The sequence below is a fragment of the Bacillus sp. NEB1478 genome (genome assembly GCF_031582965.1).
Lineage (GTDB): Bacteria > Bacillota > Bacilli > Bacillales > Fictibacillaceae > Fictibacillus.
In genome coordinates this window covers 3,533,936-3,558,068 of sequence record NZ_CP134049.1, presented here as the reverse complement: position 1 = coordinate 3,558,068, position 24,133 = coordinate 3,533,936, and the positions used below count along the sequence as shown (strand labels likewise).

Annotated in this window: 29 protein-coding genes and 1 riboswitch; of the genes, 17 read left to right on the top strand and 12 right to left on the bottom strand. The window is 39.7% G+C overall.

The annotated features are described in order from the left end of the window. The first annotated feature begins 168 nt into the window (after positions 1-168). The 9 genes from RGB74_RS18075 to RGB74_RS18035 all read left to right on the top strand — a co-directional run bounded on the left by RGB74_RS18075 (position 169) and on the right by RGB74_RS18035 (position 7,748). A complete protein-coding gene (locus tag RGB74_RS18075; protein WP_310760656.1) occupies positions 169-1,332 on the top strand; it encodes an iron-containing alcohol dehydrogenase in 1,164 nt (387 codons plus the stop codon). A gap of 271 nt (positions 1,333-1,603) precedes the next feature. Then, positions 1,604-1,816 (top strand): hypothetical protein, encoded by a 213-nt coding sequence (locus tag RGB74_RS18070; RefSeq protein ID WP_310760655.1) that lies wholly within the window; start codon positions 1,604-1,606, stop codon positions 1,814-1,816. A 99-nt stretch (positions 1,817-1,915) separates the two neighbouring features. Then, positions 1,916-2,524, top strand: a complete 609-nt coding sequence (locus tag RGB74_RS18065) for a methyltransferase (protein ID WP_310760654.1) — start codon at positions 1,916-1,918, stop codon at positions 2,522-2,524. Positions 2,525-2,587: 63 nt separating this feature from the next. Further along, the gene (locus RGB74_RS18060; RefSeq protein ID WP_310760653.1) at positions 2,588-2,896 is read left to right on the top strand and encodes an inner-membrane translocator; all 309 of its coding nucleotides are present in this window, start codon (positions 2,588-2,590) and stop codon (positions 2,894-2,896) included. Positions 2,897-3,162: 266 nt separating this feature from the next. Next, positions 3,163-3,429 (top strand): zinc ribbon domain-containing protein, encoded by a 267-nt coding sequence (locus tag RGB74_RS18055; protein WP_310760652.1) that lies wholly within the window; start codon positions 3,163-3,165, stop codon positions 3,427-3,429. A gap of 14 nt (positions 3,430-3,443) precedes the next feature. Then, positions 3,444-4,541: a threonine aldolase family protein gene (locus tag RGB74_RS18050; protein ID WP_310760651.1), complete on the top strand. Its 1,098-nt coding sequence runs from the start codon at positions 3,444-3,446 to the stop codon at positions 4,539-4,541. Positions 4,542-4,736: 195 nt separating this feature from the next. Beyond that, positions 4,737-6,266, top strand: a complete 1,530-nt coding sequence (locus tag RGB74_RS18045) for an MFS transporter (RefSeq protein ID WP_310760650.1) — start codon at positions 4,737-4,739, stop codon at positions 6,264-6,266. 49 nt (positions 6,267-6,315) lie between these two features. After that, positions 6,316-6,496: riboswitch (cobalamin riboswitch) on the top strand. A 348-nt stretch (positions 6,497-6,844) separates the two neighbouring features. Next, the gene (locus tag RGB74_RS18040; RefSeq protein WP_310760649.1) at positions 6,845-7,318 is read left to right on the top strand and encodes an acyl-CoA thioesterase; all 474 of its coding nucleotides are present in this window, start codon (positions 6,845-6,847) and stop codon (positions 7,316-7,318) included. Between the two features lie 16 nt (positions 7,319-7,334). Next, positions 7,335-7,748, top strand: a complete 414-nt coding sequence (locus RGB74_RS18035) for a YbaN family protein (RefSeq protein ID WP_310760648.1) — start codon at positions 7,335-7,337, stop codon at positions 7,746-7,748. A 470-nt stretch (positions 7,749-8,218) separates the two neighbouring features. Here the strand turns inward: RGB74_RS18035 and RGB74_RS18030 are convergent, their stop codons facing one another. The 6 genes from RGB74_RS18030 to RGB74_RS18005 form a co-directional block, all read right to left on the bottom strand. Further along, entirely contained in the window at positions 8,219-8,593 is a 375-nt protein-coding gene (locus RGB74_RS18030) for a hypothetical protein (protein ID WP_310760647.1), read from the bottom strand. Next, positions 8,590-9,126 carry an acyl-CoA thioesterase gene (locus RGB74_RS18025; RefSeq protein ID WP_310760646.1) on the bottom strand — a complete coding sequence of 179 codons (537 nt, stop codon included), beginning with the start codon at positions 9,124-9,126 and terminating at the stop codon, positions 8,590-8,592. The genes RGB74_RS18030 and RGB74_RS18025 overlap by 4 nt, the downstream gene beginning before the upstream one ends. Positions 9,127-9,546: 420 nt before the next feature. Beyond that, entirely contained in the window at positions 9,547-10,422 is an 876-nt protein-coding gene (gene cidR / locus RGB74_RS18020) for a cidABC operon transcriptional activator CidR (RefSeq protein ID WP_310760645.1), read from the bottom strand. Between the two features lie 110 nt (positions 10,423-10,532). Continuing rightward, positions 10,533-11,015, bottom strand: coding sequence for a peroxiredoxin (locus RGB74_RS18015; RefSeq protein WP_310760644.1), 483 nt, complete (start codon positions 11,013-11,015; stop codon positions 10,533-10,535). Next, positions 11,002-11,208 carry a hypothetical protein gene (locus tag RGB74_RS18010; RefSeq protein ID WP_310760643.1) on the bottom strand — a complete coding sequence of 69 codons (207 nt, stop codon included), beginning with the start codon at positions 11,206-11,208 and terminating at the stop codon, positions 11,002-11,004. Before RGB74_RS18010 ends, RGB74_RS18015 begins: the two co-directional genes overlap by 14 nt. 20 nt (positions 11,209-11,228) lie before the next feature. Further along, on the bottom strand, positions 11,229-12,008 hold the full coding sequence (locus RGB74_RS18005; protein WP_310760642.1) for a ferritin-like domain-containing protein: 780 nt from the start codon (positions 12,006-12,008) through the stop codon (positions 11,229-11,231). A gap of 210 nt (positions 12,009-12,218) precedes the next feature. Between RGB74_RS18005 and RGB74_RS18000 the strand changes: the two genes are divergently transcribed. Continuing rightward, positions 12,219-12,656, top strand: a complete 438-nt coding sequence (locus RGB74_RS18000; RefSeq protein WP_310760641.1) for a LytTR family DNA-binding domain-containing protein — start codon at positions 12,219-12,221, stop codon at positions 12,654-12,656. An 18-nt stretch (positions 12,657-12,674) separates the two neighbouring features. Further along, a complete protein-coding gene (locus tag RGB74_RS17995) occupies positions 12,675-13,118 on the top strand; it encodes a hypothetical protein (RefSeq protein ID WP_310760640.1) in 444 nt (147 codons plus the stop codon). Positions 13,119-13,161: 43 nt separating this feature from the next. Here the strand turns inward: RGB74_RS17995 and RGB74_RS17990 are convergent, their stop codons facing one another. Continuing rightward, positions 13,162-14,664, bottom strand: coding sequence for a sodium:solute symporter family protein (locus RGB74_RS17990; RefSeq protein WP_310760639.1), 1,503 nt, complete (start codon positions 14,662-14,664; stop codon positions 13,162-13,164). After that, positions 14,665-14,865 carry a DUF3311 domain-containing protein gene (locus RGB74_RS17985; protein WP_310760638.1) on the bottom strand — a complete coding sequence of 67 codons (201 nt, stop codon included), beginning with the start codon at positions 14,863-14,865 and terminating at the stop codon, positions 14,665-14,667. It lies immediately after the preceding gene. 682 nt (positions 14,866-15,547) lie between these two features. Between RGB74_RS17985 and RGB74_RS17980 the strand changes: the two genes are divergently transcribed. Beyond that, a complete protein-coding gene (locus RGB74_RS17980) occupies positions 15,548-16,471 on the top strand; it encodes a carbon-nitrogen hydrolase family protein (RefSeq protein ID WP_310760637.1) in 924 nt (307 codons plus the stop codon). A 21-nt stretch (positions 16,472-16,492) separates the two neighbouring features. On the opposite strand, the gene RGB74_RS17975 is transcribed toward RGB74_RS17980, so the two are convergent. The 3 genes from RGB74_RS17975 to RGB74_RS17965 all read right to left on the bottom strand — a co-directional run bounded on the left by RGB74_RS17975 (position 16,493) and on the right by RGB74_RS17965 (position 17,842). Beyond that, entirely contained in the window at positions 16,493-16,792 is a 300-nt protein-coding gene (locus RGB74_RS17975; protein WP_310760636.1) for a ribosome small subunit-dependent GTPase A, read from the bottom strand. Positions 16,793-17,039: 247 nt separating this feature from the next. Further along, positions 17,040-17,480: a hypothetical protein gene (locus RGB74_RS17970; RefSeq protein WP_310760635.1), complete on the bottom strand. Its 441-nt coding sequence runs from the start codon at positions 17,478-17,480 to the stop codon at positions 17,040-17,042. Positions 17,481-17,494: 14 nt separating this feature from the next. Next, on the bottom strand, positions 17,495-17,842 hold the full coding sequence (locus RGB74_RS17965; RefSeq protein WP_310760634.1) for an ASCH domain-containing protein: 348 nt from the start codon (positions 17,840-17,842) through the stop codon (positions 17,495-17,497). Between the two features lie 143 nt (positions 17,843-17,985). On the opposite strand from RGB74_RS17965, the gene recQ reads away from it, so the two are divergent. From recQ to RGB74_RS17940, 5 genes are all read left to right on the top strand, one after another. Continuing rightward, complete coding sequence (gene recQ, locus RGB74_RS17960) at positions 17,986-20,103, top strand: DNA helicase RecQ (protein WP_310760633.1); 2,118 nt, start codon at positions 17,986-17,988, stop codon at positions 20,101-20,103. Beyond that, positions 20,103-21,299: a class I SAM-dependent rRNA methyltransferase gene (locus RGB74_RS17955; RefSeq protein ID WP_310760632.1), complete on the top strand. Its 1,197-nt coding sequence runs from the start codon at positions 20,103-20,105 to the stop codon at positions 21,297-21,299. Before recQ ends, RGB74_RS17955 begins: the two co-directional genes overlap by 1 nt. Positions 21,300-21,317: 18 nt before the next feature. Continuing rightward, complete coding sequence (locus RGB74_RS17950; protein ID WP_310760631.1) at positions 21,318-21,971, top strand: futalosine hydrolase; 654 nt, start codon at positions 21,318-21,320, stop codon at positions 21,969-21,971. Next, positions 21,971-22,816 (top strand): 1,4-dihydroxy-6-naphtoate synthase, encoded by an 846-nt coding sequence (locus tag RGB74_RS17945; RefSeq protein WP_310760630.1) that lies wholly within the window; start codon positions 21,971-21,973, stop codon positions 22,814-22,816. The genes RGB74_RS17950 and RGB74_RS17945 overlap by 1 nt, the downstream gene beginning before the upstream one ends. A gap of 268 nt (positions 22,817-23,084) precedes the next feature. After that, positions 23,085-23,276, top strand: a complete 192-nt coding sequence (locus RGB74_RS17940; protein WP_310760629.1) for a hypothetical protein — start codon at positions 23,085-23,087, stop codon at positions 23,274-23,276. A 254-nt stretch (positions 23,277-23,530) separates the two neighbouring features. On the opposite strand, the gene RGB74_RS17935 is transcribed toward RGB74_RS17940, so the two are convergent. Then, positions 23,531-23,983, bottom strand: coding sequence for an SgcJ/EcaC family oxidoreductase (locus RGB74_RS17935; protein ID WP_310760628.1), 453 nt, complete (start codon positions 23,981-23,983; stop codon positions 23,531-23,533). Between the last annotated feature and the right edge of the window lie 150 nt (positions 23,984-24,133).

Below are 24,133 nucleotides of genomic sequence, written 5' to 3'. Positions count from 1 at the left end.
TGCGGAAACAGCCCATTCTTTTAAGGCAATTGCAGAATATTGAGCAAAAGAAGTTTGACAGAAAGCCCAGAAGCTTTCTGTCTTTTTCGTTCCCAGGTCAATATTAAACAATAATTTTATTGGCCATGCTAAAATAGTCCATATCTTTGAAATAATTGAGGTGCAAACATGAATAAATTCTTGCAATACAATCCTACGAAACTATTTTTCGGTAAAGGTGAAGTTCAGCAAATATCTAATGTTTTAGATAAAGATTTAAATGTTCTTATCGTTTATGGTGGAGGAAGCATTAAGAAAAATGGCGTTTATGAAGATGTCATTGTTGAATTAAATAAAGCGGGTGCTACAATTTTTGAATTGTCAGGTGTTGAGCCGAATCCACGTTTAACTACGGTTCATAAAGGTGTCGACATCTGTAAAACGGAAAAGATCGATTTCATTCTGGCAGTTGGCGGAGGCAGTGTCATCGATTGTACGAAAGCCATTTCTGCAGGAGCTAAATATGATGGAGACGCGTGGGATTTGATCACTCAAAACGCACCAATTGAGGACGCTCTTCCTTTCGGTACGGTACTTACACTGGCTGCAACTGGTTCTGAGATGAACTCGATATCTGTGATTACAAACTGGGAAACAAAAGATAAGTTAGGCTGGGGTTCTCCGTTTGTATTCCCAGCGTTTTCAATTTTAGATCCGAGCTACACGTTCTCAGTTCCTCGTGACCAAACGGTTTATGGCATTGTGGATAGCATGTCTCATGCTTTAGAAAGTTATTTCCACCGTACGGAAAACACTCCAATGATCGATGGATTTATCGAATCATTGCTTAGAACGGCGATTGCGACAGGACCGAAATTACTTGAAAACTTGGAGTCGTTTGAACATCGCGAAACGATGATGTATTTAAGTACAACTGCATTCAACGGTACACTTTCCAATGGAACAGATGGCGGTGACTGGGCTACACACCGAATTGAGCACGCGATTTCAGCGGTCTACGATATCCCGCATGGCGGCGGACTGGCGATTTTATTCCCGAATTGGCTGGAACATGTGTTAGAAGAAGATCCTTCACGTGTGAAACAGCTGGCGGTTAATGTGTTCGGAATCTCAACTGAGAATAAATCAGACATGGAAGTAGCGAAAGAAGGGGCAAAAGCACTTCGCGACTTCTGGAACTCGTTAGGAGCACCTAGCAAGTTAAGTGATTATAATATCGATGATAGTGAGTTTGATGCGATGGTTGACAAAACATTCATCAAGCCAGGTGTGGGAACGTATAAAGAAATGGATTACGACAGCGTACGTGATATCTTGAAGCGTTCGTTGTAATTGAAAATGACTAACGCCAGAGAGCCGGATGCTCTCTGTTTTTTTGTCGATTCATGGTTATATTGAAAAATTCGCGGGATTATGGCTAGAAATCGCGGGATTAAACAGATAGTACGTCCTATTACTGTTCAATTCCATAGCCAGGAAAGTATAAGAACTCCGATAAACGAAATGCAGACAAAAATAATACATTTTCAAACGTATTCGTCTCTCTTTTTTGGGTAATTATTTCCGTTTTGGGGAAGATAAAAAACTATAGGAGGGATATGTCATGAAAGAAAAAGAAGAACGAGAAAATCAAGAAACATCTGACGGTTTGAATGAACTTGTTGAAATCATAAACGCAAAAGGGGATACCGGTGAATTAAAAGAGATCGTCAATAAGTACGACAAAGACGAAAAAGAACATTCTCCTTTATGCAATGATGAGTTTTTCTATACAGATTTGAGAGCAATTGCTGAAGATGGGGCGAAAGAAGATTAGTAAAGGCATTTTAATTTTACTCAAAAACTGGTATATAAATTAGAGAGCCATTAGAGCTCTCTATTTTTATTGGACTGAAGTTAATTAGGAGTGAACCTCATGATTGAACAACAATTTGATAAATTACTCAACATACATACCGAGGAATTCCAAAAGGGGTTTAATGATTCTGCACATTACAATCGGTACGAGCCCACGCCATATCATGCACTTGAAACTCTTTTTCAGCATTATGATATACAAAGCAAAGATCATGTTGTTGATTTTGGATGCGGCAAAGGAAGGCTGAACTTTTATATTCATTATCATTTCAATGCAACAGTTACAGGGATAGAAATGAATGCCTCTTTTTATAACGAGGCACTTATGAACCAACTGAATTATATTAAAGAGGGCAAGAAGAACAAAGAGAAAATACATTTTCATTGCTGTTTGGCGGAAGAGTACGAGATTGCTTCGTTAGATAATGTGTTTTATTTTTTCAATCCATTTTCTGTACAAGTGTTTATGAAGGTCATTAACAACATATTATTATCAGTTGAACAAAATCCGCGCGATGTGGAACTCATCTTGTATTATGGTTCAGAAGATTATCTGCAGTTTCTCGAATATCAGACTGCATTTGAATTGAAAGAAGAGGTAAGAATCCCGCGTCTTTATGAAAATAATCCGTATGAACGGTTTTTGATCTATCGTTTAGAGGTTTAATGTTTTACATATGTTTCCAATAGGATAAACTAATAGTATGACTCATATTATGGGAGATGAAAAATGGATAGTATCATTTTGTGGACGTATTTGCTCATTATTTTGGTACTTAATTATACAGCGGTTAAACTGCATAAAAGCAGGCAGCTAAGATTGTACGTTTCCGGTCTCGTGATTCTTGTTTTAGCTCCTGTTTTTGCCTTCATAACTGGATTTTTATTGCTTCATTATACGGATGCAGGGGAAGGTGCAGGATACGGCGGATTTTTTGTAGGATTTGTTACATTCGTAAATGGCATTGTCATTTTGATTGGCAGTATGGTCTTGTCATTAAAAAGAAGATTAAAAAGCGGACAGCAAAAAGAATTATAGGATAAGCCCTGAAAGGATATGCAGTATAAAAAATATAAATACAAATAGACAACTTTCCGCAATAGGAAGTTGTCTTTTTCGTTCAACGAAAAACAAAATTTGTATATAATGGTAATATATATAGCGCATTACAAAAGTGATGTACAAATGTAGTAAGGTAAACGAAAACTATATTTCGGTGAATTAAATAATCACATTTAGACAGAGGGTTCCAGCTCTCTGTCTCGAATTTTTATTGGAAGCAAGTATTAAAGGAGACTATACATATGTCAAAAGCAAATAAAAATTGTCAAAGCTGCGGTATGCCGCTTGTACGTGATGAAAAAGGCGGAGGAACTGAAAGAAACGGTGAAATCAGCAAAACGTATTGTAGTCATTGTTATATAAATGGTGAGTTTACAGCTCCTGATCTAACGGCTGATCAAATGAGAGAAAGAGTGAAAGGTAAGTTAGTAGAGTTTGGTTTCCCTAAATTCTTAACCGGAATGTTCACTCGTAACATCCACAAGCTAGATCGCTGGAAAAATCAATAAAGGGAGGTATTTCTTTGAGTGATAATAATCCTTTACTGGAAGCCTATAAGCAAACAAAATACCAAGTAACCAGCCATGGTAAAAGAAACATCGATATTTTGAAGGAAGCATTGGAAACAATAGATGGTCATCAAGATAGTGATATGTACGGCGAGGGTAAAATAATAGAGGAGTTCCAAGACAAGATGGCAGCGTATCTAGGTAAAGAGTCAGCTGTCTTCTTTCCGAGCGGAACAATGGCACAGCAAATTGCATTAAGAATATGGTGTGATCAAAAAGGGATAAAAAAAGTCGCATATCATCCTTTATGCCATTTAGAGATCCATGAAGAAGATGGGTTGAAGGAACTGCATCATATTGAACCGATTTTGCTGGCAGATAAAGATAGAGTCATTACGCTAGAGGATGTTACCGGTTTGAAAGAGGATATTTCCTGCCTGCTTCTCGAGCTTCCTCAGCGTGAGATTGGCGGGCAGCTGCCTGATTATGAGACGCTACAAGCCATTTCGGCTTATTGTCGTGAAAAAGGAATCAAACTGCAACTGGATGGGGCACGTTTGTTTGAAATCCTGCCATATTATCAAAAATCGGCGGCTGAGGTTTGTGAGCTTTTTGACAGCGTGTATGTTTCTTTTTATAAAGGAATTGGCGGAGTAGCAGGAGCGATACTAGCAGGTGAGAAGTCTTTTACAGATGAATCAAAGGTTTGGAAAAGACGCCACGGCGGTGACTTAATCAGTCTATATCCGTATATTATCAGTGCGGATTATTATTTTAATCAACGGATCGATAAGATGGAGCAATATTATGAAGGTGCGAAAGAGCTGGCTGCACTTTATAACCAATGTACTGATGCAGCTACAGTTCCAATTCAACCTGTTTCGAATATGTTCCATGTTCATTTTAAAAGACCAAAAGAAAAAGTTGAGCCTATTCTTGTGGATATCTACAGAGAATCAGGAATCGGGTTAACAGGTCATTTAAGGGAAGTTAGCGAGAATGAGTGTAATTTTGAAGTCAGTATTGGCGATCAGTTTAAAGATGTTCCTAAAGACAAGCTAAATGAGGCATTTCGTCAACTTAACGAGAGATTAACAGGGGTTGTGAAATAGAATAACAAGCTAAAAACCATCGAATTTTCGGTGGTTTTCTTTATGTTATCAGAGATCATGATGGCGACTGATAATGCCTGTCGTCAGACAGTTTTATTTGTCATAAAATGACTTCCATATTTTGTTGTTTTTTATAATTATCATGGTATTCTAGTTTAGTGGAATTTTAAAATACGGGGGAAGAAGTGAGTGCATATGGAACAAAACAAAAGAATGCCATTTGTTATCCTGGCTATGGCGCTGGGGCTTTTTATGTCATCTCTTGATAATACAATCGTTTCAGCAAGCATAAGCCAGGTTATTCAAGATATCGGCGGATTCGAAAAGATGAGCTGGATCTTTACAGCTTACATGCTAGCTGCGACAAGTACGATGTTGGTGTTCGGTAAAATGAGTGATTTATTTGGCCGAAAATTGTTTTACCTGATTGGAATCAGCCTGTTTTTAATCGGATCTGCTTTATGCGGAACAGCTCAAAACATTGATCAATTGATTGCATATCGTGTGATTCAAGGGGTTGGTTCTGGAGCGATTTTTCCGATCTCGTTTACGATTATTTATTCGGTCTCAACCAGCCCTAAGCAAGCGGCTAAAATGTCTGGAATATTTGCAGGGATATTCGGTATCTCATCTGTATTAGGACCGCAGATCGGAACATGGATTTCGGAAGCTTCATGGTTAGGATGGAGATGGTGCTTTTACGTGAATGTGCCGTTTGGAATTCTATCTATCATTGCTTTAATGTTTGCTTTAAAAGAATCCAAGTCAGATCAAAAGCCAAAAGTAGACTATTTAGGCACGCTGCTTTTGATTACTTCAACCGTATTGCTTCTGCTCGGCTTAGAGTGGGGTGGAAAAGATTACGCTTGGGATTCGGTACAGATCATCTCCATGTTTAGTGGAGCAGCTGTTGCGATTGCATTATTCTTATGGGTTGAAACGAAAGCTGCAGAACCGATTTTACCGCTTGAAATTTTTAAAAATAAGATGGTGCTGGGCACAAGTATCGTAGTATTCTGCCAAGGAGCAATTATGTTCTCGGCGATTACGTACCTGCCGATTTTATCTGTCGCGGTTATGGGGAATGAAAATTCAAATGGCGTACTAACACCAATGATGTTTCCAATCATGATCGGAGCCATTATAGGCGGATTCTTATGTACGAAAATTCCATTCAGAACGATCATGATTATCTCGATGGGTATGGGCATTTTTGAAGCGTACATGTTAGGAAGCATTACGCATGAAACTGCGAAATGGACGGTTACGCTTGTCATGATCATGATGGGTCTTGTTGTACTGGGGCCATTAATGAGTGTTTCGCAGAATGCTGTCGCTCAATCTGTTGATATGAAATACATGGGGATCGCTTCATCTGTTGTTGGTTTTTGGCGCAGCATAGGCGGTGTAATGGGAGCGGCGATAACAGCAACGATCGTAAATAGCGACTTAAAAGAAAAGATGCTGGATTTTGCAGCAGCTTCTAAAATGCCGGCTGACCAGATTGGAAAGATGGCAAAACCAGAAATCTTAATGCAAAAAGATGCAAACCTTCCTCCGCAATTAGTGGAGTTCATGAGAAGTGCGCTTGAAACAGCACTGCATCATGGATTTATGTTAGCTCTTATTGCCGGTTGCTTAGGGTTAGTCGTAGCTTTCTTTGTTGGCGGAGATCGTTATGTGATGCGGCAAGCTGCTGAAGAAACAGGAAAAGCAGCGAGTTAATAGCGTACAGCTTGTCTTTTGAGAACGAGCACAATAAAATATAGATAATTAAATAACAAATAATCATGGTGTCTGTTACAGACTTAATAGGGAATCTGGTGCAAAACCAGAACTGTACCCGCAACTGTAAGTGCTGACGAAATAAGCGAAAACCACTGTCTAAAAACGGGAAGGGCTTAGAGTAGATTGACGCACGAGTCAGGAGACCTGCCATGTTTATCGCGTTGATCTTCTTCGGGAGTTGGGAAGATAAGACGAAGGAATTTTAATTGATGCAGAGTATTTCTGTTTAATTAAGTATTCTTACGTTTTATTTATATTCTTCCTCCATCCTTAGTGATGGAGTTTTTTGTTAATTGATAAGCGTCGAATCTCGTCGTCAGCTTTGTTTCTGCGATACTCACGTATGTTGAATACGCGTCCGTTTCTCGAAACTTTGCTTCCTCGACCTTCTTGCTTCTTAATTAACAATGTTTGTTAATTGATAAGCTTCGAATCTTTTGTCAGCTTATTAGTACCAATTACCAGCTCCCACAACTAAAACCTAGGAGTTTCAAGCTCCGGAATTGAGGAATGGGATGGAACAGTTATCAGCAAACATATCAAGAACGATCCAGACAAAATTGGTGTTGCCTCCTGATACGAATCACATGGGAACAATCTTCGGCGGAAGGGTGTTATCTTACATTGATGAAATTGCTGCAATAGCGGCTATGAAGCATAGTCAAAAGGTTGTTGTGACAGCTTCCATCGACAATGTGAACTTTTTATCCTCTGCAAAAGTGGGAGATATTTTAATTTTAGAAGGTGTTGTAATTTCAACAGGAAGGACATCTATGGAGGTTTATGTAAAAGTAGAATGCCAGAACTTAGAAACGGGAAATCGGACATTGAATACGACTTCGATTTTAACGATGGTAGCAATTGATGCAGAAGGTACCCCAACACCTGTGCCGAGTGTTATTCCAGAAACAAAGGAAGAAGCTGTTCTGTTTCAAAGTGCCCGGCTCAGAAAAGAAAACCGATTGTTTTATAAAAATGTGAATCAATAGGGTGATAACTGTTAAGATGGACTCAGACCAAATTCATACAGATGAGGGGATGAGTCTCGTGAAGGTCAAAAAAGCATTTTTCATTTTTCTCGGAATGTTGTTTTTGTTGCTCGGAATCGTAGGGCTGCTATTGTCCCTCATTCCAACCACACCTTTCTTACTTGTCGCTTCTTATTTTTTCATGAAGGGATCGAAAAAGTTCGATAACTGGTTTAAAGGAACCTCGATCTATAAAAAACATTTAGAAGAATTCGTAAAAGAAAAAGCATTAACACGAAAAAAGAAAATCATGATCAATTTACTAGCTGACATCATGATTGCCATACCGTTTATTCTTACTGATAACCTTTATGTGAGAATATTATTAGTTCTCATTGTTTTATTAAAGTATTACTACTTCATTTTCAAAATTAAAACGAAGATAGAATAGAAAAACCTGAGTCAGCGGGAAACCGGACTTAGGTTTTTTTATGTATTTCAATTAAGCGTTATATCAAGGTTTTTTGTCGAAATTTGTAGAAAGACATAATTATTATAAATTAGACTCAATTGTGGCTCAAAAAGACTCAATCTTCCTTCGAACAGACTTAATTATTCAAATTCAGACTCAATTAACCTCGGATTAGACTTAATCGGCTCATTTGAACGACATCAACTCTTCTCATCGACCCGTTTTCATCAGCAATATTGGATGTGGAAGGTGCATTCGAATCATGATTCTTTCAGTTAATAGATTTTTCGGTACTTGAATGAAAAAATAATAATAAAAAAGGACTTAAAAAGTTGATTGGAGTGCAATGTGCGAAACTCAGGCCCCACGGAAATCAACCTCTTTTTCTTGAATACCGCCAAAGTATACAAAAAAACCGATCTGCTATTTTAGAGATCGGTTTACCTTATTTAATGAATGATTGCAGTACTGCCAGCTAGTGATTCTGGTGTTTTGCCTAGAGCGAGTTGGCTAAGTCTTGCGTAACCCGTATTTTGATATTCATTGAATGTATTTCTTAGTGCTTCAATGTCTTTGTCGTCTGTTAGTTTTTGAATTTCTTTTTTATAAAGACGAATAACTGAGCGATATATAAATTGAGGGTGTGAGTTCCCTGGATCTTCATTCATGATCAGGCATCCCATGTATTGATACGTTAATTGCATTGCACGTGTAAGGTTGATGACGTCTAATAATTTATCAAATAGTTCAGGATAAGACTGCTCTAAATTTTTGATTGCGCTTTGCGCCTCTTTCAATTCATTTTGGCTGCATAATGTGATCACGCAAATACCTCCTCTTTTGTATCCCAAGGTTTCTTAAGTGAAATAACTTCCGCTAATTCTTTACTTTTCTTTCTTCTAGACTTACGTACTTCTGCTCTTTCTTTTGCCGTTTCAAATAAGAATTTTTCCTCTTCTGTTTCAGGGATAACTTGCGGGACTTCAACCGGCTTTTTGTCTTCGCCAAGGGCAACGAATGTTAAAAATGCTGTAGCTGCAATTCTTCTTTCGCCGGTCATCATATCTTCGGCAATAACTTTACAGAAAATCTCCATTGAACTCTTTCCTGTATAGGACACGAAAGATTCAATACAAACAGAGTCAGTTTGGTGGATTGGATGCAAAAAGTCGATTGAGTCAGTGGATGCTGTTACACATTCTTTTACTCTGGCATGCCTTCTGGCAGATAGAGTTGCGTTGTTGTCCAGCTTTCTCATTAAAACTCCGCCAAACAATGTATTGTAGTTATTTAAATCCAGGGACATAACCTGGTCAGTATTGATAATACGGCTTTCTCTCGCTAATTTCGTTTCCATAGTATCTCTCCTTTCAAGATGTGGAATCGAATATTTTTTATTGGATGCTTGGTTGAAATTTACAAATGCATCTCATTTACATTGCCATTTTACGCCGGGTTAAACATGAAGTAAAATGGCTATTTTTCACTAAGAACATAGCTTTCATCTATGTAAATGCTTACACCTATGAAACGAAAGGGGACTGACCCCAAACAATTTATTTCCTTTTCTAATTCTTTCAATTTGCTCAGGGTGTTTACTGAGTTTTTTTGGTTTATTTTTTCGATTTTTATTTTTCCTATTTATAAACGACTTGTATTTCCCGACTATTTCTTAAGGGGTTCATCACAGGTCGGCGAAGCTTCACTGCAAAACAAAAACCCTGGAAAAGGCAGCATACAACGCAGCCTTTTCCAGGGTTTTAAACTAAGTTTCCAATTATAGTTGTTCTTTCGTATACCGTAGCCATTCTTTTGCGGCATAGGACAAATATTGATCTTTGTTCCAAATGATTGCCAGATTCCAGCCAATAGAAGGGTTTACCACTTTAATTGTTCTTACTTTTTCTGTGAGATGACGGCAGATGCTTTCGGGTAAGAGAGATACACCTAGCTTACATGCTACCATTTCCTCGATGAACGACCATTGTGAGCTTTCAGATATGATATGCGGATTAAAGCCTGCTTGATTACAGGAAGAGATGATTCGATCGTGCAGAGCGAAATCTTTATTAAAAGTAATAAATGATTCTTCACTCAACTCTGATAAATGAATTTCATCATGATTAGCTAGCTTGTGGTCAGGGTGGATAATCAGCCTGAAATCTTCTTCCATAAAGGAAAAGTACTCAAAGATATCGTTGTTTGTCGGGAGTACAACAACACCAATATCGAGCTGGTGGTTTTCCACTTCTTCTTCTATTTTTTTAGAACCGTTCTCCATCAGTTCAAAGGTTATCGCAGGGTATTTATCATGAAAGCTTCCTACTAATTTAGGGAAGAGTGTCGGATCAAAGATAGGAGGCAAGCCGATCCGGATGTGTCCTTTTTTCAGTTCAAGCAGATTATCCATTTCGGTTTCAATGTTATGGAAGGCTTTATCGACGAGCTTGGCCTGTTCATAAATGATTTTGCCAGCATCTGTTAATATCAATTTTTTTCGCGATCGGTTAAAGAGAGTGATTCCGAGCTCATCTTCCAAGTTTTTAATCATTTTACTTATGGTGGGCTGTGTAATAAAAAGCTGTTCTGCCGCACGGGTAAAGCTGTTGTGTTTTGCTACTTCGATAAAATATTGTAATTGTTTAATATCCATTTTCACACCTGCACTTCAAGATCTGATTCATATTAGTATGTAGCTTATCAGAATTTCTTAGTTTATACGAATTAAAAAAATCAGCCTTTCATCTCAGGCTGATTCATCATTTATTGTGGTTTCGAACATAACCGCCAGTCGTAGCACTGAATTTCTCCTGCTTGTGCTTGTTTTTCACGTTCTTTTGCTTCTTGAATCGTTTTTGGTGCATGAACGATGAGCCGGTCTCCAATCAGTTCGTTTTTTGGCCAGTTTGCCGGAGTTGCTGCTTTATGTGCATCTGCAGTCTGTAAAGCAGTAACAGCTCTCAAAATCTCATGAATATTACGACCAACATTCTCAGGATACGTTAGGATAAGGCGGATCATCCCTGTTGGATCTATGATATATACACTTCTAACCGTTCTCGAACCTATTGTCGGATGGATCATCCCAAGTCTTGTGGCAACTTTCCCTAAAGAATCTGCAATTATCGGAAAAGTAATATCTACTTTCAAGTTTTGCTGGATCCACTCAATCCATTTAATGTGGGAGTAAACCTGTTCTACGGATAAACCGATTAAGTAAATATTTCGTTTATTAAATTCCGGCATTAATTTTTGAAAAGCGACAAATTCTGTTGTACAGACAGGTGTAAAAATCACCCGGATGACTAAACAGTACGAACCAATGACCTTGATAGCTAGTAGGGAGAACTAGTTCACCTAGAGTGGTTTGTACATGCATCTGGGGGAACATGTCTCCGATAAAAGGCTTTGCACCTTGTTGGATCTGAGTCTGATCCATTTAAATTCCCCCTGACCGGATTATCCTTGCTGACCGAACATCTTGCTTTTAACGAGTAGCTGAGATTCGCCAGTTTTTTCCCATCTTTCAACAAGCTGTATGGCTTCATCAGGTGTGAACCCTTGCCCGACCAAAACACCTGACAGAATGTATTCTTGGAACAGGTGAGTGAGATTGATTCCTTCTTCCACTTCTTTAAGGGCATTTTGTACAAGAGGCTCAATATACATCACCCATTGATCCGGTGCACTTGCAGTTGGAGTTACGTTTGATTGGCTGATGTCTGTGTCAGGTATCCGCATATTTTGGTTGATTGTAATCAAGTAATTGTATTTCGCACTGTGCTTGATTTCATCAGTTATGATGTCAAAAAGAATATCCCGATAATAGTTATTTGGCAGACCTTTTCTTATGACACGATATTTTTCAACAGCTTTTAGTTCACCGAAAAGAGCTTTTACTAAACCTGCTTTATACGTCTTGGGCTTTTCAAATTGAACATCTGATGGAACTTGGATATCCTGGCCGGTAATGTCTCGATACATTTGTCTAAACATCCGGTTATGCCCGATTTCATCATCACGAATCGAGGCGATAATTTGTTTTTGTTCTTTAGTAGGAGCTTCTTTTATTAAGTAATCGTAAAATAACCGATCTTCCATTTCCCCTTCTACCGCTTCTTTCATTAATGCCAATGATTGCTGAAGTGCCTGCTGCTGGTAGGTCATTTGCATTCCGCTCTGCTGTTGTTGCTGTTGTTGCTGCTGTTGCTGTTGTGAACCCATTCCTGGATAGCTCATCATCTTACCTCCAAAAAATAATGTCGCAATAGTCTATGCAAAAAGCCTATTTTTTGTTCTTTTTGCTGTTTTTTGTGCAGGCTATGATGCTTATGTGCAGCTTAGTGCGGGGTTTCTGCAGGTCGGTTAAAAGTGGATTTACGAGTTAGTTGTGCTGTCATATACTGGGGACACAAGAAAAATAGTCCTTGAAAGGAAGGGGGGCGTTGGATGAAGTTGACCATTATCGAAGAACATGATTCAGAGGAACTGGAAATCATCGTCAAGTGCAAAGAAATGAACGAGGATGTCATTAAAGTAATAACATCATTACGGTCTCTAGAACGAAAAGTGTTAGGGACATTAGAAGGCAAAATCTACTTGTTGTCACCAGACGATATTTATTACTTCGAATCGGTTGATAAAAAGAATTTCGCTTACACAAAGCAACAAGTGTATGAAGTTTCGATGAGGCTTTATCAGATTGAGGAGATGTTCGGAGACGGAAATTACTTTCGAGCGACAAAAGCAACCATTTTGAATTTGGATAAAATTAAAACCATTACACCAAGGCTCGGCGGCAAGGTAGAGGTAACACTCGAGAACGGTGAAAATATGATGGTTTCTCGTCAATATGTAACGTATTTGAAAGAGAAATTAGGTTTTTAAATAAGGAGGAAATAAATAATGTGGAATAAAATAATGGAATCAACTCTTGTTTTTAAAACAATGGCTGGTCTGTTTTTCTCAGCTGGAATCATTATTTACGTTATATTTGGTTATATGCTTGGTGTCCGGGAGATTTCGTTTGAGATGATCGTACAATTGTTTTTCTTAAGTATCTTTATAACGTGTTTGAACCACTTGCTCTGGAATGAAGATAGCCGTATCAAAATGCCCGCATTAGGTAAAGTACTTATTCAATATATTTTGTTGGGAGTAGTGCTGTTCGGGATGTCCCAGCTGTTTGATTGGTTTGCGGTTGGCTCTGAAACGTTTTATCAAATGCTGGTGTTGTACCACATCATATATGCTGGCGGAATCTTCGGCTTCTCGATTTATTTTAGAGTACTTGGAATGAAATTTAATAAAAAAATGCTTCATTATCTTGAGCAAAATCAGATTCGTTAATTAATAGTAAAAGAGGATGGCTTTAGAATCGCCACCCTCTTTTTTATGCACCTTTCCTTACTAGTTCTAATTTTTTCGATTTGTCTTTAAATAAATAATCTTTCACTGAGTTGGTAGAGGATTTCGCTTTTTTAACGAAAAGCGGGTTCAATAATACAACCGCTGCAAAGTTAGCCATGAGTCCCCAGAATCCTTCGTATATTCCAAGAGAGGTGCCAGTGGAGTAAACCGTGAAAGTCACGATTAATCCCACGAGTAAACCAATGATTGTCGCTTCCCGAGATTGGTTTTTCCAAAATAAACTGACCACAATCGCCGGGAAGATCTGCACCATTCCGGATACTCCTAAAAGCTGGAGCGATACGAGTGCTTGCGGGAAAACAAGTCCGAATAAAAGGGCGAGCCCAATAACGACAAACACCATACCCCTTGTAATCATGGTTAGTTTAGCACCTTTTACTTCCGGGTTAATCAAATCACGATAAATGTTATTTGCAAACAAGTTTGAAGCCCCGATCGCCATGATGGAACATGGAATAAGTGATGCGAGTGCGATTGTTGAATAAGCAAGACCTTGAGCCACCCCGCCATATGACGTTTGGATCAATGCCAATAGTGCAAAACGCGGATCTGTTCCGTCGGGCAGCACCAAGAATGCAATGAATCCCAGGAAAACAACAAGAATCAAAACGATATTGTATAGCGGCAGATACATTGCATTTTTACGGATTGCATCTGCACTTTTTGCAGTGAAAACGCCTGTTGCGGCATGTGCCCACATGAATAGAGCAAGCGCTGACACGAACGAAGCTGTGATGAACCAAGGAATTCCTTTAGGTCCAGCTTTCGGTACCGTTAAAAGCTGTGGTGCTTCATTAACTATTTTATCGACCATTGGGTTCCAGCCACCGAAATGCATGATTGGCAATGAAACAACCATAAAGAGCATGATTGCCCACACAAGGACATCCTTAATGATGGCTGTATATGTGGGTCCTTTAATACCGCTGAAAAATGTATAAAGAGCGACGAGTACAAATGAAGTGATAACAACCACTTTTACATTAATAAAACCTGTCCCAGCAACTTGAAGTGTATCTTGAATTCCGCTTAGCTGCAGACAAATGTAAGGAATAAGCATAAACACACCGACGATAGCGATAAGTGAAGACAGCAGTTTGCTGTCAAAACGTTCACGAGCATAGTCTGCCAGTGTCGTCAGTTTATGATGATTGGCCACTTTCCAAAGTTTCGGAAGGAAAAAATAGGAGATGAAGTAAGCCAGTACTGAGTAGGGAATCGCGAAGAATGCGAGACTACCTGCTGTATAAGCTGTGGATGTTAATCCGAGAAATGTATATGCCGTATATAAATCTGCTCCTACTAAAAACCATACAAGCAGGCCGCCGAAACGTCTTCCCCCAACAGACCATTCTTCTACAGAACTGCGGGTAGCTTTGTCCCTTCCTGCAAGGAATCCGATCAGTACGACAGTTAAGATGATAAAAATAGTGATGGATAGTGCTGTAAGATTGCCCTGCTGCATTTATTCCAAGCCTCCTTGTGATTTCTGTAGTTGAAAGATTCCAAAAGTGCATAAAGGAGTTAACACAATCCATAAAAAGAGCCAGAATTGTAAGAACGGTAACCCGAAAATGATAGGATCGATCCGGTTCACGAACGGTAAAACGACGAGCTGTGATAGAAAAGGGAGAACGATTAATAAGATCATTAATATTTTTTTCATTGTGCTGCGCTCCTTCTAAGTTGTTTTGGAAATAGAATGTTCATAATCATAACAGCTTTAAAAGAGTGGAACAAGGGTAATTTAGTAAATTTTTAAAATATTTAATTTATTATGAGAATGTAAGCGTTTTATAAAAAGTATTTGCTGTTCAACCTAAAAAGCTTATGGTGAGCCAAGGCATTTGAGTAAGAGGGGGTGTGCCTATTTTTTATAAAAAAAAGCTGTGTTTGTCACACGCTAAATTGTTTGAGCCCCGGAACCCCTGTTGTCCTTATTGTAAAAGGCAAGCAGATTCCTTTTACTCTTATAAGCAACAATCACCAATTTGTAACAGGCAGAACAACAGGAAATGAAATCACAACTTTGAGCTGTCATTCAATAACTGCCATCAACAGCAGCGGACTTTTTACTTTAGACGAAGGAATTACTAATAATCACTGGCGGCAAAACGACGCGACGCATGATTTTATATAAAAGTGTAAAAGTGGAAAGAACCTGCAAAATCGCAGGTTCATTTTCGTATTAACGATGTATGGTAGGATTAGAAACTGTTTTGGTAGGATTGACATCGGTTTTGGTAGGATTAACAGCTCTTTTCGTAGAATTCTCTCCTTAGATTAATAAGGAAAGCAGATGGGCGCTGTAAATCTCAAAATCATCCAATTGAATCGGAGGAATTACCATGAAAATGACTGTGGCGTCATGCCAGTTTCCTGTTTCGTCTAATATTCAGCGTAATAAGGATTACATAGTGAAACAGATAAAAATGGCAACGGAAAAAGGTGCGGATGTTGCTCATTTTCCAGAAGCTGCACTTTCAGGTTATGCCGGAGTTGATATGCCTTCGTATGAGGGTTTTGACTGGGATTTGCTAAAAAATTGTACGATCGAGATTTTAAATTGTGCTCGTGAAGCTGGGATCTGGGTCGTTTTAGGTACAACACACCAGCTTTCAGGCTGTCATAAACCGCACAACAGTTTGTACATCATTAACTCCAAAGGTGAGCTCATTGATCGTTACGATAAAATGTTCTGCGCAGGCGACGCGACAGAACAAACCGGGGATCTCGCTCATTATTCAGCTGGCGATCATTTCTGCACGTTCGAAATAAAAGGCATTGTTTGCGGAACTCAGATTTGTCATGATTATCGCTATCCAGAGCTGTATAGAGAGTATAAGAAAAAAGGGGTACAGGTGATGTTTCATTCTTATCATGCGGCGAATGTCGGAACGGAACGATTAGAAGCGATGCAGTCCGTTGTTGGGGAAAAGTACAAAAAATATAATTCGGGAATGACCATGACGTTTCCAGGAATTACGATGCCAGCGACGATGACTAGTTATGCAGCTAACAACTTTATGTGGATCAGTGCCAGCAACAGTTCGGCGAAAGAAAGCTGCTGGGCGAGTTTTTTCGTAAGAGCAGACGGAATTACGATAGGCCGACTGAGTCGTAATGTGGCCGGAGTCTTGGTCACAGAAATTGATACAGAGGATGATCTCTATGATTCTACCGTCGCGTGGAGAAATCGATCCATAAATGGAATTTATCACAGTGGAACACTGGTGAAGGATGAAAGATCGATTGATAGGAAGAGTTTCTGAACTAATAGGGACTCAGCAAAATTACTTTTGATCAGATCTTTTTTGAAAAAGTTTCCTCTGTTTCATATAATCAATGGCCTTCGTTTTATTCTGTTGTTTAGAAACATATGATGCTTCGTTTTTAATTCTATAATAATTATTTAATCTATCTTCGGGAAGAATGCCTTCAGAAATGGCTTTTTTAACGGCACAGTCAGTCTCGTTTGTATGAGTGCAGTCAGAAAACCTACAAGTCGCGGATAATGCTAATAGATCTTCAAATCCATTATCGAAGCCTTCTGCGGAATCTATTATTTCGAATACCTTTTTATTAGATTTCATTTTCAGCATCCTTTTATCATTTAGTATTTGATTATTCCATTATATAACAAATAACGAAATAAAATGGCGATCAAAAGTAAAGTCTCTTTTCTAAAGTTTGTTGCATTTATGTCATTTTTGTAGAGAGGCTTCAATCGATAAGTGGAACGGAAATCAACCACTTCCAAGGACAACAATCTTTTAGAAAACGGCCAAAGTAAAAAAGCAACCCACTCACACATCTGTGCAGGCGGGTTGCTTTCTCGTTTTACCACATATACGGTTTTACGACCATGAACCAAAGCATGATGACCAATAATGAGATATAGATCCAAACGGCTTTGTTCAATTTTTTTGTTAGTACTTCTTTATCGTGGCCTTCTACATTGAATTTTCTTAGTGTCGGCGAAAAGGCGCGTGCTAAAAATAACAGCGAGCAAAACAGGATGATGAGGGTAGTTAACAGCCAAGGCGTGCCCCAAGTCCACGGTCCAGATATAACCATCAGGATTCCGGAAACCACAAGCACGTGTCCTGAATGCTTTGCCAGCCTTACAATAAAACGGAATGTGCCTAGATGAGCGTTCATTTCCGTTTCACCTGCAGTCCGCAGTTTTTTTACAATCGGAAACAAAATAAAAAATGGACCAATTGAAACGATTACACTAAGGATATGTATGTAAAGAAGGATTCTGTACAGAAAGTCCATTCTTATTCAAACACCTACTTAACAGGGCTGAATTCGTGAACCCAAACTTTCATGTGCGGAAGCCACGGCATACCAGGGTGATAGGAAAGAATCGCTTCTTTATAGGCGTCTACTGATTCAAAACCTTCTTGTTTTGCGTGTTCATCTGTTAGTTCTCCTAATGATTGTTCATACACATTCTCCACGACAAATTTATGGCCGTTTAATTCCATGATTTCACCAACATCAGCATATCTGCCGTTTCGTCGAGTGGCAGTCTTTTTGCCCGCAATTACCAATTCAACATCTGATGGCATTGTTACAAGTCTTTCTACTGAACACGTTTTTGGCGGTAGTGTATTGTTCGTTTCGTTGTTAGTCATATGAAGAGACCTCCCAATTTTTCAATTCCTATCTAATGTATCATATTTCACAAAAATGTACGTCTCTTTGGAGTGTTTTTGCTATGTAGAGATGGTACCTTTATAATCAAGAGAGTAGATAACCGGAGGAGGATAAACAAGTTTTGATACAAAAAGCTAAAGAGATGCTTCAGCTGCATTACGGTTACTCATCATTCCGGGTGGGGCAAGAGCAGGCGATACAGTCGGTATTGAATGGGGAGGATACCCTTTGTGTCATGCCGACAGGCGGAGGGAAGTCGATCTGCTACCAGATCCCGGCGCTTGTATTTGAGGGAACGACGATCGTTATTTCTCCGTTGATTTCTTTAATGAAAGATCAAGTAGATACATTGCTTCAATTAGGCATTTCCGCTGCATTCATCAATAGTTCACTCACCGGTTTGGAAACGAGAGAACGCATTGAGAAGGCAAAAGGCGGAGAGTATAAGCTTTTATATATTGCACCTGAAAGATTAGAATCCTACGACTTTATGGAGCACTTAAAAGAACTGAACATTCCTTTGATCGCAGTGGATGAAGCCCACTGTATCTCCCAATGGGGACATGATTTTCGTCCGAGCTATCAGCGTATTCAGAGAATGATAGGGAACTTGCCGAAAAGACCGACCGTGCTGGCATTAACGGCAACAGCGACGCCAAGAGTTCGGCAGGATATTTGCTGGTCGCTCGATATCGATGAGAAGAACACAGTACTGACAGGTTTTGAGCGAGAGAATCTTTCTTTTTCGGTGATTAAAGGCCAGGATCGGCTCGGCTTTTTAAAAGATTTTATTAAAAAGAACGAAAAAGAAGCGGGAATCATCTATGCTGCTACTCGGAAAACAGTAGATCAGCTGTACGATCATTTGAAAAAAAGCGGAATCAACGTTTCTCGTTACCATGCTGGAATGAACGATGTGGAGCGGATGGAACAGCAAGAGCAGTTTTTGCAGGATCAATCCAGTGTGATGATTGCTACTTCAGCTTTTGGTATGGGAATCGACAAATCGAACATTCGTTATGTGATTCATTATCAGCTTACGAAAAATATGGAAAGCTACTACCAAGAAGCGGGACGTGCCGGTCGTGACGGACTTCCAAGTGAATGTATTCTGTTGTATTCTTCACAGGACGTACAAGTACAGCGATTCTTGATCGATCAGTCGAGTGAACCTGACCGCATGCCGCAGGAACTTGAAAAACTGCAGCTCATGGTGGATTACTGTCATACCGAAAACTGTTTGCAAACATCGATCGTACGGTATTTCAGCAATGTGGAAACACCGCCATGCGGGCGTTGCGGCAACTGTACGGATTCACGTGAAAGCATCGACGTGACCCGTGAAGCTCAAATCGTGCTGTCTTGTATCGTTCGAATGGGACAAAAGAGATTCGGGAAGACGCTCATTGCTCAAGTGCTGACTGGTTCAAAGAATAAAAAAGTACTGGAACTAAGGCTTAATAAGCTCCCGACTTACGGGCTGATGAAAGAAAAAGGGATAAAAGAAGTAACTGACTTTATCGAATTTTTCATCTCACAAGAACTGATCGCAGTATATCACGGCACATTTCCGACTCTTTATATAAAAGAACAAGGGAAAGACGTTCTCTTAGGAAAAGAAATCGTAAAGCGGAAAGAAGCCGTGCAAACGAAGCAGGTTGCAGTTGACGATCCGTTATTTGAAGAGCTTCGTAAAGTTCGTAAAGAAATTGCGGAAAAAGAAAATGTTCCGCCTTTCGTTATTTTTGCTGATACCGCATTAAAAGATATGTGTGTAAAACAGCCGCAGTCAAAGGAAGAATTTTTAACGGTTACGGGAGTGGGGCAAAATAAACTTGAAAAGTACGGTGATCAGTTTATTGAAGCCATCGCGGAATATTTAGAACAAAACCCTGAGCGGAAAGAAGAAGCCGTAAAACCGAAGAAAACGACGCCAAACTCACATCTGGAAACGTACACGTTTTATAAAAAAGAGATGAGTGTAGAAGAAATCGCAGAGCATCGCGATCTTGCGGTGAGCACGGTGGAGAGCCATCTCATCCAATGCATGCAAGAAGGAATGGACGTTCATATGGAAGATCTTATTCCTGATGAATATGTCTCTGATATTGAAAGTGCCATCGAGCAAGCGGGCGGCGAAAAGTTAAAGCCCATCAAAGAGCTGCTTCCTGATGAAGTGAGCTATTTTATGATTAAAGTATATTTACTACAAAATGAAAATGAGAAACGGGTGACATGATGAAAAAAAGCGTGCGATTAAAAGTAAAACCTTCATATGTAAAGGGTCTGAAATCAGGATTTCCATTAATTACAGAAGATACGGTTCAAAATTTACACCATGTAAAAGAAGAAGGCACAATTATTGAGCTTTTCGATGATAGAAATGATTTTCTCGGTAAAGGGTATTATGGCAAGCAAAATAAAGGACGCGGGTGGATGCTGACTAATAATCCCCAAGAACTCATCGACCAAAGCTTTTTTGAAAAGAAGCTGAAAAAAGCGATCGATTTCCGGGAGTCTTTTTATAACGATTATGAAACAACAGCTTTCCGTGTTTTTAATGGTGAAGGAGACGGAATCGGCGGTCTGACGATTGATCATTTTAACGGATATTATGTGATTACTTGGTACAGTGAAGGAATCTATGCGTTTAAAGAGGAAGTCGTTACTTCTCTAAAAAAACTTACAAAAGTAAAAGGCTTGTATGAAAAGAAACGGTTTGCGGTAAAAGGAAAATACATCGAGGACAATGATTTTGTAGAGGGTGAAGAGGCACCTAGTCCGTTAATCGTTAGAGAAAACGGCATTCATTTTGCTGTTTATTTGAATGATGGTGCAATGGTAGGTGTATTCCTTGATCAGCGTGACGTAAGAAAAGCAATTCGTAATCAATATGCAAACGGCAAAACTGTACTCAACACTTTTTCTTATACAGGTGCGTTTTCAGTAGCAGCTGCACTAGGCGGCGCGACAAAAACGACGAGCGTAGACCTTGCGAACAGAAGCCGAAGCAAGACACAAGAGCAGTTTAGCGTGAACGGTCTAGTATACGAAGATCATGACATCATTGTCGAAGATGTGTTCAACTATTTCAAATATGCAGTAAGAAAGCAAATGTCGTTTGATCTAGTTATCCTAGATCCGCCAAGCTTTGCACGTTCGAAAAAGCATACATTCAGTGCAGGGAAGGATTATCCGGAGCTATTAGCCCAGGCTATTCAGATTACAGAGGACAACGGCGTAATCGTGGCATCTTCCAACTGCAGCACGTTTGGTATGAGAAAGTTTAAAGAGTTCATCGCTCATGCGTTCGAACAAACAGGCTTCAAATATAAAATTTTAGAAGAATTCAAGCTGCCTTCAGATTTCAAAACACATAGAGAGTTTAAAGAAGGTAACTATCTAAAAGTAGTCTTCATTCAAAAGGTAAAGTAAGAAGCGAGGGGGAGCTCGATGAATAAAAATCGCCGCATCTTAATCATGACATCAGTTTCCGCTGAACGTGAAGCGATTTTAAGAGGAATTGGTGAAAACGAAAGAATCGATGTAGAACTGGCAGGTGTCGGTCCGATTGCTGCTGGTATCCAAACCGTGAAGGCATTGTCCACTGGGGATTATGATCTCGTCATCAATATGGGCATTGCGGGGGGATTCGTCGGAAAAGCTGAGCCGGGTTCAATCGTTATTGCGGATGAAATTGTTTCAGCCGATCTAGGCGCTGAATCACCAGACGGATTTATACCACTCGACGAGCTAGGATTTGGAGCTTCGACACGTGTAAAAGTAGACGAGCAGCTGGTGGCCAGTTTATTTAATGCGTTGAACGAGGCACGTATTCCGGCTCGAACTGGTATAATTCTTACGCTATCCACTGTAACGGGTACAACTGATACAACGTCTGAGTTAATGGTGCGTGAACCATTTGCGGTTGCAGAAGCGATGGAGGGATACGGAGTCGCGATGGCTGCTGGTGAGTTCGGAGTGCCAGTTTTGGAAATCCGTTCGATCTCGAATCCGATCGGTCCTCGAGATCGTTCTGCTTGGCGAATGAAAGAAGCATTCGGTACACTAGAAGCTGCTAGTAGAGTAATAGTGGAGGTACTGTAATGAACAAATTAAATATCGCTTTTTCTCCTTGTCCCAATGATACGTTTGTCTTTCATGCCCTCGTTCACGGCTTAGTGACAGGCGCACCGGAATTTGACGTGACATATGCTGATATTGATATAACAAACGGCTTAGCAGCAAGATCTGATGAGCTGGATATTTTGAAAATCTCGTATGCAGCACTGCCTTGGGTGCTCGATAAGTACGCACTGATTCATTGCGGCGGAGCATTAGGACGCGGATGCGGACCGCTCGTTTTGGTGAACGAACCTGGTGAAGTTAAGCCTGATATGCTGTCAGGTAAAAAAGTAGCCGTTCCGAGTGAACGTTCTACCGCTTATCTATTATTCCGATTATGGGCAGCACAAAATGTTCCTGGAGGCGTAGGCGAAATCGTCGTGATGCCGTTTGACCAGATCATGCCTGCTGTAAAAGAAGGACGTATTGATGCAGGTCTTGTCATCCATGAAGCCCGTTTTACATACCAAAATTACGGGTTGAATCTCTTAGCTGATATGGGGAACTGGTGGGAAGAGGATACAGGTCTTCCGATTCCGCTCGGTGCTATCATCGCCCGCCGGTCACTAGATTTAGAGGCGATCAGCAAATGGATCAAGCAATCTGTAGAATACGCGTGGGAACACCCTGAAGCATCAAAAGAATATGTCATGCGGCATGCAAGTGAACTGTCACCAGATGTGGCGCAATCTCACATTAATCTGTATGTGAATAATTTTACCGCAGACCTTGGTCAGAGCGGGTTTGATGCAGTTACAACTCTATTGAATCGTGCAGCAGATGAAGGCATCATTCCGAAGAAAGACTACGCAGAATTGCTAAAATAATAGGATCGTGATGAAAACTGGTTCAGTCGAGCCAGTTTTTTGTTTTTGGAGCTATTAAAAGTCGTTAAGGAAAGTTGTTTTTCCATTTGAGTGCGAAAATGGATAATTTAAGAGTGAAAGCTGCATTTTTATGTGGAATCGTGTAATAAATAAAATAACATGTACCGTAAACGGCGCACCTCAAAATAACCAATCATTTAATTAACCTATTTAAATAACGAGCATATCCTATATCAAGCAAGGAAAATCTGTAAAAGGGAGGCGCAATATGTCTAATGCAAATGTATTAACATTAATTGGTGCTTTATTAGCAGGTTATTTTCTACTTGGGTTGCCTGTAGCTGGAACCTTTTTAGCAACGTTCGGTCCGGCAATCAAGATCATCGCTATCCTGACAGTCCTTATATTTGCAGTTGTTTTAATTTATAAGGGAATTCTCGAGTTATTAGGAAAACGTTAGTCTCACTATATAAAAATTAATGAGAAAGACCCAAAAGTTGTTTTAAAGCATCTTTAGGGTCTTTTTCTTTTCATCACTAATCATATACTGGATTTTCAGTATGGAAATCTTCGTATTTGTAAGTGCCGCAGGAGGATCCCACGCATTGGCGCGTACCACAATCCGCATACACACTTTTCATCAAAAGAAAAATGCTGAACCGTCAGTGTGTTATCACACAATCATGAGTCAGCATCATCCGTATTTCCATTTAACTATTTATCTAGCAAATCACTTAGCTCTGCTGTCATTTGCTCCACAAGCTCAGGTCTTCCGTGAAACTGAGCAGGTGTATTTTGAAAAAGTTTGATTCTCCATTCGGCGTCAGATTTTACAGCGATCAGCGTTTGGTGTGTGTTCAACTCAGGGACAATCTCTGTTTTCCCTTCAGGCACCATCCCTGCAATTGCCCGTATTACAGCTGCCTCTTCGCTAAGAAACGAAACGTTTTTTACCTTTCCGAAATACGGAGGTGTTGGATGATTTTCAAAAATCGGATGAAGATGTGAGTAGATCTCTTTTTTTCCGATTACCTGACTTCCGTCAAAGCCTATTATCTCGCCATCTGCTAAGAAATAATCCGCCATATCGCGAGCGCTGCGATCATTCCATGCAGCCAAAAAGTTTTGATAAAGAGCTTGTACGTTTTTTTCTTCTGAAGACGCCATACTTGATTCCTCCCATATGTACGATCCTTGCTATTTTTATCTTAACAAAAAAAGCGATGTAAGTAGTTCCGATAACGTGGAGAAAACTTAAAATCGCAGTCCAAATAACAGTCGTTTTCGCAACATAAATAGCAAGCGAACTAACAATAC

Excerpts from the sequence above, each read along its gene's own strand:
- RGB74_RS18075 (WP_310760656.1), top strand. The coding sequence starts at position 169 with ATGAATAAATTCTTGCAATACAATCCTACGAAACTATTTTTCGGTAAA.
- RGB74_RS18070 (WP_310760655.1), top strand. The coding sequence starts at position 1,604 with ATGAAAGAAAAAGAAGAACGAGAAAATCAAGAAACATCTGACGGTTTG.
- RGB74_RS18065 (WP_310760654.1), top strand. The coding sequence starts at position 1,916 with ATGATTGAACAACAATTTGATAAATTACTCAACATACATACCGAGGAA.
- RGB74_RS18060 (WP_310760653.1), top strand. The coding sequence starts at position 2,588 with ATGGATAGTATCATTTTGTGGACGTATTTGCTCATTATTTTGGTACTT.
- RGB74_RS18055 (WP_310760652.1), top strand. The coding sequence starts at position 3,163 with ATGTCAAAAGCAAATAAAAATTGTCAAAGCTGCGGTATGCCGCTTGTA.
- RGB74_RS18045 (WP_310760650.1), top strand. The coding sequence starts at position 4,737 with ATGGAACAAAACAAAAGAATGCCATTTGTTATCCTGGCTATGGCGCTG.
- RGB74_RS18040 (WP_310760649.1), top strand. The coding sequence starts at position 6,845 with ATGGAACAGTTATCAGCAAACATATCAAGAACGATCCAGACAAAATTG.
- RGB74_RS18035 (WP_310760648.1), top strand. The coding sequence starts at position 7,335 with ATGGACTCAGACCAAATTCATACAGATGAGGGGATGAGTCTCGTGAAG.
- RGB74_RS18025 (WP_310760646.1), bottom strand. The coding sequence starts at position 9,126 with ATGGAAACGAAATTAGCGAGAGAAAGCCGTATTATCAATACTGACCAG.
- cidR (WP_310760645.1), bottom strand. The coding sequence starts at position 10,422 with ATGGATATTAAACAATTACAATATTTTATCGAAGTAGCAAAACACAAC.
- RGB74_RS18015 (WP_310760644.1), bottom strand. The coding sequence starts at position 11,015 with ATGCCGGAATTTAATAAACGAAATATTTACTTAATCGGTTTATCCGTA.
- RGB74_RS18010 (WP_310760643.1), bottom strand. The coding sequence starts at position 11,208 with ATGGATCAGACTCAGATCCAACAAGGTGCAAAGCCTTTTATCGGAGAC.
- RGB74_RS18005 (WP_310760642.1), bottom strand. The coding sequence starts at position 12,008 with ATGAGCTATCCAGGAATGGGTTCACAACAGCAACAGCAGCAACAACAG.
- RGB74_RS18000 (WP_310760641.1), top strand. The coding sequence starts at position 12,219 with ATGAAGTTGACCATTATCGAAGAACATGATTCAGAGGAACTGGAAATC.
- RGB74_RS17995 (WP_310760640.1), top strand. The coding sequence starts at position 12,675 with ATGTGGAATAAAATAATGGAATCAACTCTTGTTTTTAAAACAATGGCT.
- RGB74_RS17990 (WP_310760639.1), bottom strand. The coding sequence starts at position 14,664 with ATGCAGCAGGGCAATCTTACAGCACTATCCATCACTATTTTTATCATC.
- RGB74_RS17985 (WP_310760638.1), bottom strand. The coding sequence starts at position 14,865 with ATGAAAAAAATATTAATGATCTTATTAATCGTTCTCCCTTTTCTATCA.
- RGB74_RS17980 (WP_310760637.1), top strand. The coding sequence starts at position 15,548 with ATGAAAATGACTGTGGCGTCATGCCAGTTTCCTGTTTCGTCTAATATT.
- RGB74_RS17975 (WP_310760636.1), bottom strand. The coding sequence starts at position 16,792 with ATGAAATCTAATAAAAAGGTATTCGAAATAATAGATTCCGCAGAAGGC.
- RGB74_RS17970 (WP_310760635.1), bottom strand. The coding sequence starts at position 17,480 with ATGGACTTTCTGTACAGAATCCTTCTTTACATACATATCCTTAGTGTA.
- RGB74_RS17965 (WP_310760634.1), bottom strand. The coding sequence starts at position 17,842 with ATGACTAACAACGAAACGAACAATACACTACCGCCAAAAACGTGTTCA.
- RGB74_RS17955 (WP_310760632.1), top strand. The coding sequence starts at position 20,103 with ATGAAAAAAAGCGTGCGATTAAAAGTAAAACCTTCATATGTAAAGGGT.
- RGB74_RS17950 (WP_310760631.1), top strand. The coding sequence starts at position 21,318 with ATGAATAAAAATCGCCGCATCTTAATCATGACATCAGTTTCCGCTGAA.
- RGB74_RS17945 (WP_310760630.1), top strand. The coding sequence starts at position 21,971 with ATGAACAAATTAAATATCGCTTTTTCTCCTTGTCCCAATGATACGTTT.
- RGB74_RS17940 (WP_310760629.1), top strand. The coding sequence starts at position 23,085 with ATGTCTAATGCAAATGTATTAACATTAATTGGTGCTTTATTAGCAGGT.
- RGB74_RS17935 (WP_310760628.1), bottom strand. The coding sequence starts at position 23,983 with ATGGCGTCTTCAGAAGAAAAAAACGTACAAGCTCTTTATCAAAACTTT.